The sequence below is a fragment of the Marinoscillum sp. genome (assembly GCF_040222955.1).
Taxonomy (GTDB): domain Bacteria; phylum Bacteroidota; class Bacteroidia; order Cytophagales; family Cyclobacteriaceae; genus Marinoscillum.
Genome location: NZ_JAVKCA010000007.1, coordinates 659780 through 677189 on the forward strand (window position 1 = coordinate 659780; position 17410 = coordinate 677189).

At 46.3% G+C, this 17410-nt stretch carries 7 protein-coding genes; all 7 read right to left on the reverse strand.

Annotated elements, in window-relative coordinates:
- Nucleotides 1-595: 595 nt before the first annotated feature.
- Nucleotides 596-10489: an Ig-like domain-containing protein gene (locus RIH33_RS04915; RefSeq protein WP_406658694.1), complete on the reverse strand. Its 9894-nt coding sequence runs from the start codon at nucleotides 10487-10489 to the stop codon at nucleotides 596-598.
- 189 nt (nucleotides 10490-10678) lie between these two features.
- Complete coding sequence (locus RIH33_RS04920) at nucleotides 10679-12778, reverse strand: OmpA family protein (RefSeq protein WP_406650865.1); 2100 nt, start codon at nucleotides 12776-12778, stop codon at nucleotides 10679-10681.
- A 91-nt stretch (nucleotides 12779-12869) separates the two neighbouring features.
- Complete coding sequence (locus RIH33_RS04925) at nucleotides 12870-13253, reverse strand: DUF2200 domain-containing protein (RefSeq protein ID WP_406650864.1); 384 nt, start codon at nucleotides 13251-13253, stop codon at nucleotides 12870-12872.
- Between the two features lie 311 nt (nucleotides 13254-13564).
- The gene (locus RIH33_RS04930; RefSeq protein ID WP_406650863.1) at nucleotides 13565-14860 is read right to left on the reverse strand and encodes a TRAP transporter large permease; all 1296 of its coding nucleotides are present in this window, start codon (nucleotides 14858-14860) and stop codon (nucleotides 13565-13567) included.
- On the reverse strand, nucleotides 14847-15317 hold the full coding sequence (locus RIH33_RS04935) for a TRAP transporter small permease (RefSeq protein WP_406650862.1): 471 nt from the start codon (nucleotides 15315-15317) through the stop codon (nucleotides 14847-14849). Before RIH33_RS04935 ends, RIH33_RS04930 begins: the two co-directional genes overlap by 14 nt.
- Nucleotides 15307-16284, reverse strand: coding sequence for a TRAP transporter substrate-binding protein (locus RIH33_RS04940; protein WP_406650861.1), 978 nt, complete (start codon nucleotides 16282-16284; stop codon nucleotides 15307-15309). Before RIH33_RS04940 ends, RIH33_RS04935 begins: the two co-directional genes overlap by 11 nt.
- Before the next feature lie 50 nt (nucleotides 16285-16334).
- Nucleotides 16335-17351, reverse strand: a complete 1017-nt coding sequence (locus tag RIH33_RS04945; protein ID WP_406650860.1) for a sugar kinase — start codon at nucleotides 17349-17351, stop codon at nucleotides 16335-16337.
- Nucleotides 17352-17410: the final 59 nt, after the last annotated feature.

The window sequence follows — 17410 nt, forward strand, 5'->3', positions numbered from 1 at the left end:
TATTAATGGATATATAAAAAAAGCCTTCCGATAAATCGGAAGGCTCCATTAGTCCCAACCATAGATCATATCCAACCATGAATCTATAAGGCAAAAGTATGGATTCCCCCTTGCCGGAAAATCATTCACTCGTTGAGTGGGTGGTTTTACTCGTTGAGTCACACACGGCATTCGGTGGGTAGGTTTGGCTGGCTTTATCTTATTCCAATGTTTCTTTAGCAAAGACCATAAAAAAAGCCCCCTGATAAATCAGAAGGCTTTATTAGTCCCAACCATAGATCATATCCAACCATGAATCTATAACCCAAATGTAGGGATTTCACTTGCTGGAGAATCATGCACTCGTTGAGTGGCGGATTTTACTCGTTGAGTCACCCACAGCATTCGGTGAGTAGGTCTGGCTGGCATTATTCTTACCCCAGTGTTTCTTTAACAAAGACCATAAAAAAAAGCCCCCTGATAAACCAGGAGGCTTTATTAGTTCCAACCAACAGATTCTCATATCCAACCATTCGAATCTGCGTTACGAAAGTAACTTATCCTTTTCTTCATTCCGGAGGACTCGATGAAGGGCCCGTTAAGTCGTCGGAAGCAGTTATCTATTCACTACGACAAACCCTGAAATCGCGTCACTTCCATCCCCTAATTGAATCAGGTAATAATAAGTACCCGATGGCACATTGTTACCAGTACCTATTCGCAAACCAGCGTTGACTTCACTCGCCCATACATTGTTCTGATTGTCATACCCCCTGATTTCAAATACTTTATTTCCCCACCTGTTGAAAATCTGAACCGTGTTATTCGGATAGTTTTCAATGTCTTTGATATAAAAGAAGTCATTGATACCGTCACCATCGGGAGTAAAGCCTTTACGAGGCTCAACTTTGGCACACTGATCCGTATCCAGATAGTTGGGAGCACCATCGTCATCACAATCATCATTCCTCGGATCTCCATCATCATTCGTGTCTTCATCCTTAGTGTCTATCCCGTCGCCATCGTCATCTGTATCCAGGTAATCAGGAGTGCCGTCTCCGTCAGAATCATCGTTGGTAGGGTCTCCATCACCATTCACATCCTCATCCGAATCGAGCACCCCATCTCCGTCCGTATCACAGCTATCATCATCCTGGAAGTTTGGAGTGCCATCGCCATCGCAATCGTCGTTGTATGGATTACCATCTCCGTTTGTATCTTCCTCATTATCATTCAGGCCATCTCCGTCCGTATCACATGGATCTGAGTCAAGGTAATTTGGTGTACCATCTGCATCACAGTCGTCGTTGGTAGGATCACCATCTCCATCAGTATCTTCATCCTCATCCAAAATTCCGTCTCCGTCAGTGTCACAACTATCACCATCCTGGAAGTTTGGAGTGCCATCGCCATCGCAATCGTCGTTGTATGGATTGCCATCTCCGTCTGTATCTTCTTCAGTGTCATTCAGGCCGTCTCCGTCTGTATCACATGGATCTGAGTCAAGATAATTTGGCGTACCATCTGCATCACAGTCGTCGTTGGTAGGATCGCCATCCCCGTCAGTATCTTCATCCTCTGTGAGGATGCCATCGCCATCGTCATCTGTGTCCAGGTAATCAGGGGTTCCGTCACCATCAGAATCGTCGTTATCAGGATCGCCATCACCATCTATATCTTCTTCTGCGTCAGTAACTCCGTCACCATCAGTATCGGTGCCATCATCACAAACATCCGGATCCTGGAAGTTGGGAGTACCATCGCCATCGCAATCGTCGTTGTATGGATTGCCATCTCCGTCTGTATCTTCCTCACTATCATCCAGGCCGTCTCCGTCTGTATCACATGGGTCTGAGTCAAGATAATTTGGCGTACCATCTGCATCACAGTCGTCGTTGGTAGGATCGCCATCTCCATCGATATCTTCATCCTCTGTAAGTATGCCATCCCCATCGTCATCTGTATCCAGGTAATCAGGGGTTCCGTCACCATCCGTATCGTCGTTATCAGGATCGCCATCACCATCCAAATCTTCTTCTACGTCAGTAACTCCATCACCATCAGTATCGGTGCCATCATCGCAAACATCCGGATCCTGGAAGTTGGGAGTACCGTCGCCATCGCAATCGTCGTTGTATGGATTGCCATCTCCGTCTGTATCTTCCTTACTGTCATCCAGGCCGTCTCCGTCTGTATCACATGGGTCTGAGTCAAGATAATTTGGCGTACCATCAGTATCACAGTCGTCGTTGGTAGGATCGCCATCTCCGTCAGTATCCTCATCCTCTGTAAGGATGCCATCGCCATCGTCATCTGTATCCAGGTAATCAGGGGTTCCGTCACCATCCGTATCGTCGTTATCAGGATCGCCATCACCATCTATGTCTTCTTCTGCGTCCGATACACCATCACCATCGGTATCGCAAAACTGCAGATCACTTAAGGAAGCGTCTATGTCGCCGGTAGATTTACAGCTCCCAACGATCACCCTCAAATCATTATAACTGCCCGCAGTTAAGCCGCTGATATTGGCCGATCCGGAAAGAATGGATACACCGCTAAACACTTTTTCATTTAGGTTTTCATCCGAATAAGTGATGCTATACGATCCATCCGGAATATCCTGGAAAGTAAGAGCAAGGTTTCCATCCATCCCACCACAGGTAGTTGGATTTACCGCGTTTACCGAGACTATAACCATCTCCGGAGCCTGACCTACGATCACGCTACTCAAAGTATTAGATTGACATTCCTTTGAAATTACATAAATGGAAGTGTACTCCCCTGGCGCAAGGTTTGATATCAAAATATAACCAGATCCATCACTACGCACATAGAGGGTGTCTTTTTGACTATTACTGGTGTAATGCAGCTCATAATCAGTACTCACCTCAAGGCCGGTCAACTTAATACTGCCGTTATCAGCCTCGCAAGACAATGGAACGGTTACGTTCTCCAGAGCGATCACCGCATTGTCTGGACTGTTCAAGTCCACCGAAAGGGCATTTGAAATACATCCGTCAATTTCAACAGTGATGTCGGAATAATCCCCTGCTGACAAGTCTTCCAAAGCATAGTTACCCCAACTATCAGCGACTATATTGTCATTGATCTCAGCACCCGAGTTTATCCGATAGCTCAAGGTATAACTAACTCCTGGGGTTAGGCCTTCAATTTCAATCTTACCGTCGGTACCATTACATGTTGTTGGGTGGACATATGCCCAGATGCTGATATCCGGTGGGTTGAGTGCAATCGTTTCGATTGTATTTGACCTACAATTTGATTCACTTTCAGAAACAGAGAGATTGCTATAAGAACCGGACGTCAGGTTACTGATTTCAATTACTCCTGCAGCATCGGCTAACAACGGCGAGTCAGAAGTCACTTCAACTCCATTCTTGAAATATGCGTAGTTGTATGAAACCGAAGGTGTCAATCCCGATAGTTTGATAAATCCATCAAATGAAGCACAAGAGGTAGGATTCAATTGGCTATTAAAACTTATTTCAGGACTTCCCGGATCATTCAATGAGATCGGAGATCGGACAATATTAGATGAGCATCCTGAAAGCTCAATGCTAAAATTTTGGTAGGATCCGGCGCTAAGGTTATTAATCAACAAGACTCCTGATGAAGAGACTATAACGCTCGATATGATGGAACCATTAAAATCATATTGCACATTATAACTACCATCCGGGATAGTACCACCCAATGAAATCCAGCCATCTGCTTCGCCACATATAGATGGGTTTGCAAAGTCGGTCACCGAAATCACCGGAGTTACTGGTTCATCGAGATCGATAACGGCGGATAATTGATTCGAAACGCATCCAACTCGATTTACCGTGAAGTCTTTGTAAGTACCTGATCTAAGCCCGGTTATTTCAATTACTCCACTTCCATTACTCGTTATTGTGGTTGAAACATTTAAGTCATCCGCCAAAAATGAAACTCCATACTCTCTGTTAGCACTTAATCCGGTCAGTCTGATAAAACCATCGGCCCCATCGCAAATCGTTGGATCACTAGTGGTACCAAAAGCTATCTCAGGAGCGCCAGTATCCTCGATCTCTGCAGATTCAATTGTATTAGATTGACAACCAGAAGACTCATTTGTTAAACTAATAAATTGGTAAATACCCGCAGAAAGTCCAGAAATTTCCACTATTCCTGCTCCACTGGCTGTAATCGATTGTGTAGATCTTAGAATTCTCCCTACGTAGGTATACTCGTAGGTATATTTAGATCCGGGTATTAAACCTCCAATTTTGATCACTCCATCGGAGGCGTTACAAGAACTGGTCGAATTGACTGAATTCAAGTTAATCTCCGGGGACGCAGGATCAGTCAGAACTACTGATTCAGAAATAGTGTTGGACTCGCAACCTGATATTTTAACTTTAAAGTTGCTATAATAACCAACCGATAGATTCTCAATTTCTATTCTTCCCGAAACAGCCAGCATTGAACCAGATATGATTCTTCCATTGTACAGATAGGATACGGTATATCGAGCAGAGTTCAATAATCCGTCAAGGATAATTACTCCATCGCTTGTACTACATGCTGAAGGATTTGTTGAGCTTAACACACTAATGGTAGAAACAGCTGGTTCTTCCAGGACAATGCTCCCACTTAGCTCATTTGACTGGCATTCATTGGATTGAGAAACCACGAAAATGTTTCTGTATTCACCAGCTCCGAGTTCTCTGATCAACAAGGTTCCGCTTGCATTGGAACTTATTGTTGTAGATATATCCACACTGTTCACTGTATAATTTACAGTATAACTTGAATTTGCACTTAGGCCTATAAGCTGAATACTGCCATTGAGTACATCACAGTTACTAGGATCGCTTGTAGTTCCCTTAGAAATTGTTTCAGGGGAAGGAGCTGACATAGTGACGTCCACATCTTCCAGGGAAGTGCAGCCATTTACAGATATGGCGATATCATTATACACCCCAGCTTCAATATTGCCAATAGTAGCCGCATTGCTCACTACGCTGACATTGTCAAATGTTTGATCTGAAGCTGATCCATCTCTATAAGTGAGCGTGTAGATGCCGTCAGGCACATTGGTAAAACTTAGAAGAAGGCTACCATCAGTACCTGAGCACGTTCCTGGATCATTGCTACTGTCCAGCGCAATTGTTGGCGTTGTATTGACCGTGACCGTAACCTCTAATCGCTCAGAGGATTCAGCACCATCCTCTGTCTGACTTGCATAATATTTTGTTCCGCTTACTAAACTGGTGGCCTCTGATAAGGGTGAACCACCTGTTGGGTTAGAATACCATTTTATATTCGATCCAGTTACCACCAGATTAGCGATCGTTGGGTTATCTGCTGTACAGAAACTCTGCGAACTTTCACCAGTTGGTGCCAATATTGAAGTATTGACAATTAGCTCACCTGTGGTCGAATCACTGGTGCTGTTGCCTGCCGCATCGGTTACTGTGGCAGTCACCGAATAGGTGTTTTCTGCCAAAGCATCACCCGCAGGAATCGTCAGACTCCAAGTGCCATCGCCATTGTCAACCAGGTTGCCATCTCCAGCCGTATAGGTGACTCCATCTACGGTGACCGTCAGGGTTTCTCCTGCGCCAACGGTCGCTGTGCCCGTGATCGTAGGGGTAGTGTCATTCGTCGTCTGACTCACTACCGTCGGAACCGTAGACGGGGCAGTCGTGTCAATCGTTAATTCATTGGTGGTCGCATCACTGGTGCTGTTGCCTGCTGCGTCTGTAACCGTGGCGGTCACCGCATAAGCTCCTTCGGTCGTGATCGCATTGCCACCTGGAATGGTTAAACTCCAGCTCGTTCCTGTCAACGTCAGGTTGCCATCTCCAGCCGTATAGGTGACTCCATCTACGGTGACCGTCAGGGTTTCTCCTGCGCCCACAGTCGCTGTACCACTGATGGTTGGAGTGGTATCGTTGGTGGTCAGGGCCGTAACTGTTGGCGCGGTGGCCGGGGCAGTCGTGTCAATCGTTAATTCATTGGTGGTCGCATCACTGGTGCTGTTGCCTGCTGCGTCTGTAACCGTGGCGGTCACCGCATAAGCTCCTTCGGTCGTGATCGCATTGCCACCTGGAATGGTCAAACTCCAGCTCGTTCCTGTCAACGTCAGGTTGCCATCTCCAGCCGTATAGGTGACTCCATCTACGGTGACCGTCAGGGTTTCTCCTGCGCCAACGGTCGCTGTACCCGTGATCGTAGGGGTAGTATCATTCGTCGTCTGACTCACTACCGTCGGAACCGTAGACGGGGCAGTCGTGTCAATCGTTAATTCATTGGTGGTCGCATCAGATCTGGAACAAGACCCATTGGAGGCACCTACTACAACTTCGTTGACACCATTAGTATTCGGAGAAAAGGATCCACTATTTGGACTAGCTGTGTCAATACTCCAGTTGCCCGATGCATTTGCCACTGTGACATATGTAGCACCTCCTACTACAACTGTGATTGAATTCCCACTGTCCGCATTTCCGGAAATTATGGGTTCCGTATTATTAGTCACCTGACTATTAACAGTCGGTTCAGTTGGCTGAGCCACAACCGTCACAGTAGCGGTGCTGCTGTTCGCTGAGCTACAGGATCCACTTGTGACCACTGCGCGATAGCTCGTCGTGGCGGTCAGGTTGGTAGCCGTCTGGCTAGTCGTCGTATTGACTATGTCATTGATGTCAGAAGCAAAGTTGTCCGTCGATGACTGCCATTTGGTGATGCTGCCAGTGTGGCCACTCAGCGTTAAGGTCGTGCTGTTCGTGCCGCTACATACCGTAGCGCCACCTGAAATACTTCCTCCCACTGAGGCCGGACTTACCGTAATCGCATCGGTGTTCCCACTGCTGGCAGTTGTACTACAGCCACTCAGCGTCAGACTGTTGATCGTTAAATTCGTAGTCCCCGCACTCGGCAGACTGCTCGTCGTGAAGGTGCCGCTGTTTCCACTGCTTACCACCATCGTCGTATTCGTCGCAGACTGGGCATTTGTGCCGGTCAGCGTGTAGTTCACTGTATAGGTGCCATTCGGTAAGTTCGTCGCACTTACAGTCACGGTAGAGTTGTTTCCTATACACTCATCACTCGCCGAGGTGCTTAAACCACTCAAATCAGGACTTCCTGTTACCGTGATCGTAACAAGGTTGCTTTCATCTTCACAGCTATAACCATTTGCTGTACTTGTAGCCTTCCTCAAATAATATTTGGTGGAGGTTAAACTTCCAGGAGCGTAAGTGCTGCTAGTAGCTCCGCTAATATTAGTGAAACTAAATCCATCATTACTTACCCTCCACTGATAAGTAACCGCCGTACCCGTGGCATCTGAAGTAGATGTAAGCAGGGAAGGTGTATCCCCAGAGCAAATTGCCTGATTACTCCCTATTACCCCAGCATCAATCGCAACCACGGTAAGTGTGGCATCATTTGAATAAAGAGGGATAGCATCATATCCAACCACTTCTACTCTGTAAACATTCGCATTGAGTCCGGTATTGTCCGAAATGTTAAGGTTTGAGCTGGTGACACCTGAGTAAATCCCGCCATCAGACAGGTTATCATATGTGGAGCCATTGTAAAGCTGCCACTGATAGCTCTGTACATTGGAAGCACTCACCGAAAACGAAACACTTTCACCTGAGCATTTGGTATCGCTCGCAGGGTGGGTAGCTATGCTCGCCGCAGCACCGGCATCATAAATGGTAATCGAAATATTGTATAGACTCTCACATGCTGTAGCGCCAGTAATGGTGAGCTGCGCAGTATAGGTTCCACTGGCAGCAGCAGCCGGTACTGTTACCACGATTGGTGATGAAGGAAGTGTGGTAGATGAAACATCTGCGAATCCTTGATTTTCAGCTGCAATAGGAAAAGCGATCGAATAGTCTGATGGTGAGTTTTGCGGGTTGGTATAAGTAAAACTCGCTGTAGTAGAGCCGCTTACCACATCCACATTGGTAGATGTGAGGTCAATGGTTGGTGAAGGAAGCTGATTGTCAAAATCAACGCTATTTGATGAAATCACGTAACAACTTGCATTAAGAAGCTTAAAAGCCTTCACATACACTTCAAGCAAATTGGAAGTAAGCGCATTGGTGTATAAAGTCATAGACGACCCTGTACCAATAGACTGCTGGCCAATGGAGGCTCCAGTATTATCCACCATTTCATAGATAACCAGGGATTCGGATGTAGATAAGGTGAGCTCCCCCTGACTACCATAACAGTAAGAAAGATTGGTATCCGAAAAGCTGGGGGTAGCCGGCGTACTACACACAACCTCCACGGCAGCACTCGGTGAACTTTCGCAACTCGACCCTGAAGTAGCTGTAACAGTCACTTGAGCACCAGCATACAGGCTGTAAGTTTCTATGCCAGTGATAGTCCATTGTCCTGGTGTACCTGTACCAACTGTTGCAGTCTTGCCTGAAATTTCTGCATCATCCACATAAAGTTTGATCACATCACCATCCACTCCGGTGCCGGAAATAGAAGTAGATCCTTCGACGATGGGATCAGTGGTAATTGCTACCGCGTTAGTATTAACCGCCAAAACCGTTACCGGATCAGAGTCTCCACTGGTCAAACTGGCAATGGTGGCTCTAGCTGTGATCACATCACCAGCAGCAAAACTCCCACTCGCTGACCAGGCGCCTGAAGAAACCGTAACCGCACTCCCATGAGAAACACTATTTTTAAACAGTTGAATACTTGTGCCATCTGCATCCACTGATGACCCTGTAATGGTCAATGTTTGAGTTCCCGTTACACAGTAGCTTCCAGAAATCGTGGGTTTGTTGGGGGTTACAGGGTCGGCCTGAACAACTTTTGCGGCCGAAGTGGCTGGACAGGAAGTAGCAGTATTCACAGCCACAACCGTTAGGGACTGACTGGCTGAAAGACCTGAAACCGTAAGGTTCTGAGCACTCCCCGTACCTGTGGCAGTGAAGTTACTAGCCACTCCGTTAATCCAAAGTCTGAGCGATGCACCACTCGCTCCGGTAATAGAAATCGTTGTGGTAGACTCATAAATGGTGGCAGTATTGATGGTGGGTGTGGTGGAGGCTGTACAATTATTATTTTGTACTGCGGATGGAAGTGAATTACATCCTGACAAACTAATCACCACATAATAGGCACCATCAGGAACTTTAGTACCCCCTGTGCCATGTGTGTAAGTAAACGTTGTTCCGCTGGCTGAGAACGGATTGCTCGTAATTCCACCAGTCAACAAAGTGCCATCCGCTTTATATATGTACACATCGTGTGTTCCAGTCACCTTCGTTCCTGTTAATACCTTGTCGCCATTTCCTATGGCAGTCAACGTGGGAGTACCTGGAGGCGTACAGGAAGTAATTACTGTTTTGGAACTACAGTTCGCAATAGAAGCCCCCTCTCCGGGACCGGTGGCTGTAGCGGTAATAACATCACCAGCAACAAGTCCGGAAACTCCGCTCAAACTCCATGAGGCATTATCTACACTGGTGATAACCGGAGCCCCAAGAGATGCACCGTTCTTATAGACCTGAATGCTGGTTCCGGCCAGTTCGGTGGTCGTTCCGTTAATGGAAGTAGAACTGACGGTAACAGGACCAGTCAACGTAGGGCAGTCTGATCGATCTTTGGGTGTTACACCATTTTGAATATCATCTGCTGATGTTGGGGTATAGTTATCAATAATATCCAACAAACAGCCAAACAGGCTGCCACATGCGGAATCATCCACCCCACCAAGATCCGAAGTAGCATTGTTACAGAGCGCTGGCGATGGGTTCATTTGGGTGATAATGATCATCCGCAAGGGCGTGCTTGACGTAATACCTAGTCCTAGTCCTTCTAAATCCGAAAACGGAACATAAAAATCATAAAAGGAGTTACGAGTCCCGGTAATTGTAGAAAGTGTAAAAGATTTTTGATAGTTGGTATGACCTGTATGAGAAACCGCAGCCGCCCCAGGACAGCCTCCATCAACATTATAAACATAAACTCCAAAATTTGTCTGTAAGTTGATCTCTACCTCGAAACCAGGGTTACTCGTCGTAGCAGTTGGGTCAGCATTCGGACCAGTAAAACCGAATTTTTGATCGGTATCGATCAGGATACTATAGCCCTTTGAATTGGGAGCTGAGCTTCCTATTCGCAGCCTAAACATTAGATTATTACTCGCATCCAGGTAATACTGGGCTGGATCTTCCACACCACTGTCCACAAAATCTGAAAACCCTCCCGAAGGACCTTTTGTCAAATCCGCAACAGGCTCAGCACCCGGAAAAATCATTTTTTGATAGGGTATTTCGCTTTCGGTCTGATCACTGTAAACAAATCCCTTAGATGGGGCATTGATATTGACTGAAACAAAACCATCGCCATCCGGGTCCAGCACGGTATTACCTGGTGATGAGGCTGGATCATAAATAAGACCGGGAGTTTGGGCGTGCAGCTGAGCCATCAACCCAAATGAAAATAAAACAGCTAGAACTAAGATTTTGGATTGCATGGTACAGTTTGATTTGGAGACGCACGCAAACCTACCTATACTTTGGCTTGGGGATGAATCTTTTCGGTGATCAATTGAATAAACCAGACGAAATTGATCCTTGGAGCGCTAAAGGAAAATCTCGTATAGCCGGTTAACTTTTACATGTGTTATACTAGTAAATAATAAAAGCCCATCAAATAATGAAAATTACATCGCCAAAATAACGAGCTCGGTTCTTCTATTCTCTTGATGTTCATCCGCAGAACAATTGACCCCATTTGTGCAACGATTAACTGGCTTGGATTCCCCATAACCCTTTGGAGTAATTCGTTTTTTATCTATCCCCTGATCTATGAGGTATTGAGTGGCTGAATCTGCCCGCTGCTGAGAGAGGCGCAAATTATAAGCATCTGTTCCACGCGAGTCAGTATGCGAACTAAGTTCAATATTAATGTGTGGATTATCTGTCATAAAGGCCACTACCTTATCCAGCTCTTTCTCCGATTCCACCCTTAAGCGTGCACTGTTCACATCATAATAAATATGATCTAGTCGGATACTCTCGCCAATGACCACTTTCTTTAAGCGCACTAAGTGCTGTCCGTTCCCTGCAAAGTCATCAGGTATCTGAAAAGTATCTCTTTTAGAATAGAATCCATCAGCCGCGGCAAACAGTTCGTAAGTTTTGCCGGGAACCACTCCATAGAGAAGGTCCTCCCCAGGCAAAGGCTGAAGGGGCTTCTGTGCGGCAATGAGTCGAAGGTAATGAACCGCACCTGCTATTACTTGGTCAGATTCATCCAGAATTATCATCTCCAGATCCGGTACAAAAAGATATAAATCCATCTTTTGCATACCCACAAAGTCGGCACCAATATCTACCTTGAGGCTATCCTGTATCAGATACCCACCTTTCCTTGCGTAGACTGTCAATTGCCCTGAATAAGTAGAATTGGCCTCAAATGAATTGGATGCACCCGTACTGAAGATGTCCAGTACACGCCCCAATGAGTCCAGAAAGACCACTTCCGCTTCTTCTATTGGTGCATCACTATAAAGATCTTTGACATCTCCAGATAAGGCGTAAAATTTAGCATCAAACCTATAGATATCGTCATTGCCCGAGCGATCTGATGAAAAGTACCCGCTCCTCTGGGATTCACCCGTGATCAAGCCAAAATCATCCTGGCTGCTATTGATGGGAGCGCCTATATTCACTGGCTCTCCCGAATCCGCCCAGGGGCTGGTGAAAAACAAATCCAACCCACCCAGGCCGGGCCAGAAATCACTCGCGAAATAGAGTTTTTGTCCCTGCCAAAATGGGAACATCTCATTTCCTTCGGTATTTATCCTGTCGCCAAAGTTTGCAGGCACTGACCAGCCACCTTCCCGGGCCACGCAGAAGTAAAGATCCGTGCCACCGAAACCGCCGGGCATATCGGAAGCAAAAATGAGCGTATCTCCAGCCATATTGATGGTAGGATGGCCAAAAGAGTAGCTTGGTATATTCTGTTCAAAGGGACTCACGTCCGACCACTTGCCGTCCTTGGACCGGGTAGCGAAGTAGAGTTGCAATTTTGAAATTCCATCTTCCTGTCGGCCCAATTTATTCTTGATCAAATGGTTTCTTGTAAAGACAATCTTCTGGCCCTTATCATAGAGCTGACCAGGTCCTTCATGATAGGCGCTGTTTAATCCGGAAATGGGCGTGACATCAGTCGCACTATCAGGACTGAAGCTGTAGAAATTTAGAAATTCAGTACCGTCCCAGCTAAAGCTGGAAATCACCCATTTGTTCTTCTGCCTGGCTGACAAAAAAGCGATCTGATCGCCATAGTACATGGGCCCAAAATCACTGCTTGGGCTATTGACCTCCAGGGAGGTAACTTCATAAAATTTACTCGTCGCAAAAAACTCATCCAGTCTGGATAAAGACTCAGCCCTAAAATCCTTTGCTTTTCCAGCGTTCAACTTTATCAATACATCAGCTGTCTCATCATATTTTGTGTTTTTACTCAACTGCTGGGCCAGTGCATAATAAATATCATCAGACTGCACACTGTCAGACTGTATCAATTTCGTGAGCCATCGCTCTGCCTCTATCGAATTATTCAGCTTCAGATAGCATTTTGCGATCTGACCAATGACATCCACCTGTGTAGAATCCTGCACGTATGATTCCATGTACAAGTCTTTGGCTTTGGAATAACTAAACTTGTCAAATTCTACCTCCGCCCTCTTGTTCAGATTAAGAATCGGTAGATTTTGCGCCTGAGCAAAATAATTGAGGGTTAATAAAACAAGCATGAATAATAATCTGCCGGTTCTCTGATTGGATTTTGAACTCATTTCTGAAAGCTATGATTTTATTGCTACGATTAAAAATTAGGGAAACCGTTTAGTCATTTTCCGGTCCCCGAAGAATTTTTTCCATTTTCCTCCCCTTTGCCAACTCATCCACCAGCTTGTCTAAATAGCGCACCTGTTGCGTTAAGGGATTTTCTATTTCCTCCACCCGATAGCCACAAATTACTCCCGTAATGAGATGAACATTCGGATTAAGCGTGGCGGTCTTAAAAAATGTTTCAAAGGTTACCTTATCCCGAATGAGCGCCTTCAGTGTTTCTTCTTCGTAGCCAGTTAACCATTCGATTACCTGATGCAATTCTTCTACGGTTCTGCCCTTTTTCTCCACCTTGGTGACGTAATGCGGGTAAACCGAGGCGAAGGTCATTTTTGCGATCCGCTCATCATGATGTGCTGTGTTGGTCAATTGTCCCATTCTTTTTTAAAGTTTAAGTTCATTTTCGGTTGCCATCGTTGCACCTGAACATCGATAAAATATACTAAAAAGTGACTTACCATTCATAATCTCCCTCTGCCTGAACAGTATTGGCCAATAGGACTCATCAGTTGAAAAAATATCAGCACGCTTTTCATTTTGCACTGGTTGAATTTTGCCACAAGTTAGCTTTATAAAAGAGGGTACCCGGTATTAATCGATGAGCGGGGTAATATATCGGGTGAGATCAAAAAAAAATACCGATGGTGCACCATCGGTATTGATATTCATTGAAATGTAAGATACTTATATCAAAGGTCAAACACGCCCGGGAGCCAAAGACTCAGCTCTGGGATGTAGGTCACCAGCATCAGCACAAGGATCATCACTGCAAACAATGGAATAAGTGGTTTCAGTACCTTTTGGAGGCTCACTCCGGCCACACTGCACCCTACAAACAATACGGAGCCCACAGGTGGTGTACATAGCCCGATACAAAGGTTAAGCACCATCACTATCCCGAAGTGAATGGGATCCATACCCAGGGCCGTCACCACGGGCAGGAAGATGGGGGTAAAAATGAGCACAGCAGGTGTCATGTCCATGAAAACGCCTACAAAAAGTAAAATCAAATTGATAATCAGCAGGATCACTATGGGGTTATCACTTAGGGTCACCAGGAAGTTACTCACCTCCTGAGGAATGTTCTCATAAGCCATCACCCAGGACATCCCCATCGAGGTACCTATCAATAACATGATAATGGCTGTGGTCTTTACTGTATCCAGAAGTACGGAAGGAAGTTCAGCCACTTTCAGTTCTTTGTAGATAAAGGTCAAAACAATGGTGTACAGCACGGCAATGGCAGAAGCCTCAGTGGCCGTAAAAAAACCAGCAACGATACCTCCGATCACGATAACCAGCAAGAACAAACTCGGAATAGCGTCGAGCAATTTTCTGGCTCCGGCCTTAATTCCGACCCATTCTCCGGTTTTATATCTTCTTTTGAAGGCAATAGCTCCTGAAACCATCATCAGGCCCACGCCCAGAATGATACCAGGTACGTAGCCTGCCAAAAACAAAGCCGCAATACTCACCCCACCACTGGCCAGAGAGTACACGATCAGAATATTACTTGGCGGGATCACCAACCCAATGGTGGCACTGGTGAGGTTCACCGCTGCACCAAAACCTTTATCGTAACCCTCTTTTTCCATCCTGGGTGTCATAAATCCCCCGATGGCCGAGGCTGCCGCAGCAGCTGACCCGGAAATGGCCCCAAAGAACATACAGGCGATGATGTTAACAAACGCCAATCCTCCGGGGAGACTGCCCACCAGCACTTTGGCGAAATCTACCAGCCTTCTGGCTATCCCGCCCCGGTTCATTAGCTGTCCTGAAAGGATGAAAAACGGGATGGCAAGGAGCGCAAAGCTGTCAAGTCCCGTAGCCATACGCTGTGCGATGGTGGTGAGCGCAGGCATGGCGGGTATACTCACCATCAGGGTAAGGGCTGTGGACAGCCCGATACTCACAGCGATGGGCACACCTATGGCCAACAACAATAAAAAGCTTGCTACAAGTAGTAAAATCTCAGTTACTGCCATTGGATTCTGTGAATATGAGGTAATAAATACTATAATAAATCATTAAAATTCCACTCAGTGGGACTGCCAGGTAAACATAGCCCATGGGTAGCTGCAAAGCCGACGAAAGCTGCTCCAACTCCAATGTGACATAGACCAGATTACTCCCACCTATGATCATGACAAGCAGCGCAAAGAGCGCCACAGAAAAATGAATAAACCGCATCACCCAAAGGAACCTGGCTCCCTCCAGGGACTTTGGAAGTATGTCTATGGCCATATGCAGTCCCTGCCCGGTGGCATAGCCTGAGCCAATGAGCCCTACCCATATCAGGAGGAACCCGGCCAGCTCATCGGTAAAGCCACTGGGCGAGTTGAGTAAAAACCTGGAAGCTACCTGCCACAGCACATTGAGCACCATAATGGCCATCAGGAGAACCAATATTTTCTCCAAAATCTTGTCTATCTTATTTTTCATCTGCCAGTGCTCTAATCTTCATGATAAGTTCAAATTTCTCCGCATCATCTTTATAAGCTTCATAAATCGGATTCACAATAGAAGAAAAATCCTGCTTCTCGGGGATAATCACTTCCACACCAGCTGCCTTCACTGCGGCCAGTGACTCCAGTACCGACTCGGCCCATACCTTTCGCTGATAACCCACCGACTCAGTAGCCGCCTGCTTCAGCCATGTCTGCTCTTGCTCACTGAGTCGATTCCACCACACCATACTCACCAGCAGCACATCCGGCACACTGGTATGCTCGTCGAGTGTATAGTATTTACACACCTCGTAGTGTCTGCTGGAGTAAAAGCTGGGCGGATTGTTTTCGGCTCCATCTACCACTCCCTGCTGTAGGGCAGTATAGAGCTCTCCGAAGGAAATAGGTGTGGGTGACCCACCCAGTTGATTCACCATGTTCACTGCCGTGTTGCTTTTCATCACCCTGATTTTCATTCCCTTGAGGTCCTCCGGCGTATATACCGGCTTGTCTTTAGTGTAAAAACTTCGTGATCCAGCATCGTAGTAACACAATCCCCGAAACCGGTATTGCTCACCTTGGCCCAATAACTCCTCTCCAATTTCTCCATCCAGTACCCTATACATGTGGTCCTCACTTTCAAAAATATAGGGCAACCCAAGTACCCTGAAATTAGGAGCAAAATTCTCCAACACAGCTGCCGATACTTTGGTCATAGCCAGGCTTCCAATCTGCAGAAGCTCCAACGTCTCACGCTCATTGCCCAGCTGACCTGAAGGGTAAATGGTCATGCTCATTTTACCTCCAGAGATCTCTTCCAGGCGCTCAGCCATATAGACCATCCCTGTATGCACAGGATGACTCACAGCCAGACTATGGCCAAGTTTGAGCTCGCGTGTCTCAGAAGAAGTGGCGCAGGCGCTCACAAGTGCTGCACAGATCACAATCAGTAAATACCTCATCGAGTGTTTATTTCTTTTATCAGTTGATGGCATCTTTTGCCGACTTTATACTACCTAATAATCTTTCCGGAAGTATTTCCTTCCATTAAATCAATCACATTCTCCCGTGAAACCATGTTCACATCCCCCTCCACCGTGTGCTTAAGTGCACAAGCTGCCGTAGCAAATTTAAGTGCCTGAAAATCATCCTGGTACGCAAGCAATCCATAGATCAATCCTGCAGCAAAGGCATCGCCTGTACCCACCCTGTCTACGATATGTGTCACATCCAGGGTATCGGTCTTCAGGTAACGCTTACCATTCCAGACTTTCCCCTGAATACTATTGTGAGAAGCACTGACTGTCTCTCGTTTCTTGTCAAAAACCTTTTTTACTCTCGGGCATTTGTCCATCAAAGCCTGGGCTGCAGACTGAAACTTACCGTCCTTTTCTGCCTCCACGTCAATGCCAAAAATTTCAGCTATATCGTGCCGGCTGGCCAACACTATGTCACATCCGGCTACCAGTTCGGGCATTACTTCCTGCTGGGTCTTACCATAGTTCCAAAGATTTTTTCTGGAATGGATGTCCGCAGAGACCATGATTCCCATTTCATTAGCCGTTTTGATCGCTTCTGCACAGCAGGCCAATGCACCTTCTGAGATGGCAGGTGTGATACCCGTCCAATGAAACCAGTCAGCTTCTTTAAACACCGACTTCCAGTCAATCATCTCCGGCTGGATTTTGGCAAAAGCCGACCCATCGCGCTCATACACCACCTGACTCGATCGATGAACAGCTCCTTTCTCCAGAAAGTACTTGCCCATCAACTCTCCACCGTAGAGCACCCATGAGGTGTCCAGCCAGTGCTGCCTCAGAAATTGTGTCGCAGACCTGCCAATGATATTATCCGGAAATCTCGTGACATGAGCGGCTTGCATGCCCAGGTAAGCCAATGACATAGCCACATTAGCTTCTCCACCTCCGTATGCCAACTCCAGATTGGTCGCCTGGGAAAATTTGGCAAAACCCGGTGGGGATAAGCGCATCATCACTTCTCCAAATGTGATTACTCTGCCTTGTTTCATATGTCCTGTTGTCTTTTCATTTTAATGGAATGATTCGACACTTACCTTTCTAATATCAT

What these genes read in the sequence shown, in the direction of transcription:
- RIH33_RS04915 (WP_406658694.1), bottom strand. Translation starts at nt 10,489, where the DNA reads ATGCAATCCAAAATCTTAGTTCTAGCTGTTTTATTTTCATTTGGGTTG.
- RIH33_RS04920 (WP_406650865.1), bottom strand. Translation starts at nt 12,778, where the DNA reads ATGCTTGTTTTATTAACCCTCAATTATTTTGCTCAGGCGCAAAATCTA.
- RIH33_RS04925 (WP_406650864.1), bottom strand. Translation starts at nt 13,253, where the DNA reads ATGGGACAATTGACCAACACAGCACATCATGATGAGCGGATCGCAAAA.
- RIH33_RS04930 (WP_406650863.1), bottom strand. Translation starts at nt 14,860, where the DNA reads ATGGCAGTAACTGAGATTTTACTACTTGTAGCAAGCTTTTTATTGTTG.
- RIH33_RS04935 (WP_406650862.1), bottom strand. Translation starts at nt 15,317, where the DNA reads ATGAAAAATAAGATAGACAAGATTTTGGAGAAAATATTGGTTCTCCTG.
- RIH33_RS04940 (WP_406650861.1), bottom strand. Translation starts at nt 16,284, where the DNA reads ATGAGGTATTTACTGATTGTGATCTGTGCAGCACTTGTGAGCGCCTGC.
- RIH33_RS04945 (WP_406650860.1), bottom strand. Translation starts at nt 17,351, where the DNA reads ATGAAACAAGGCAGAGTAATCACATTTGGAGAAGTGATGATGCGCTTA.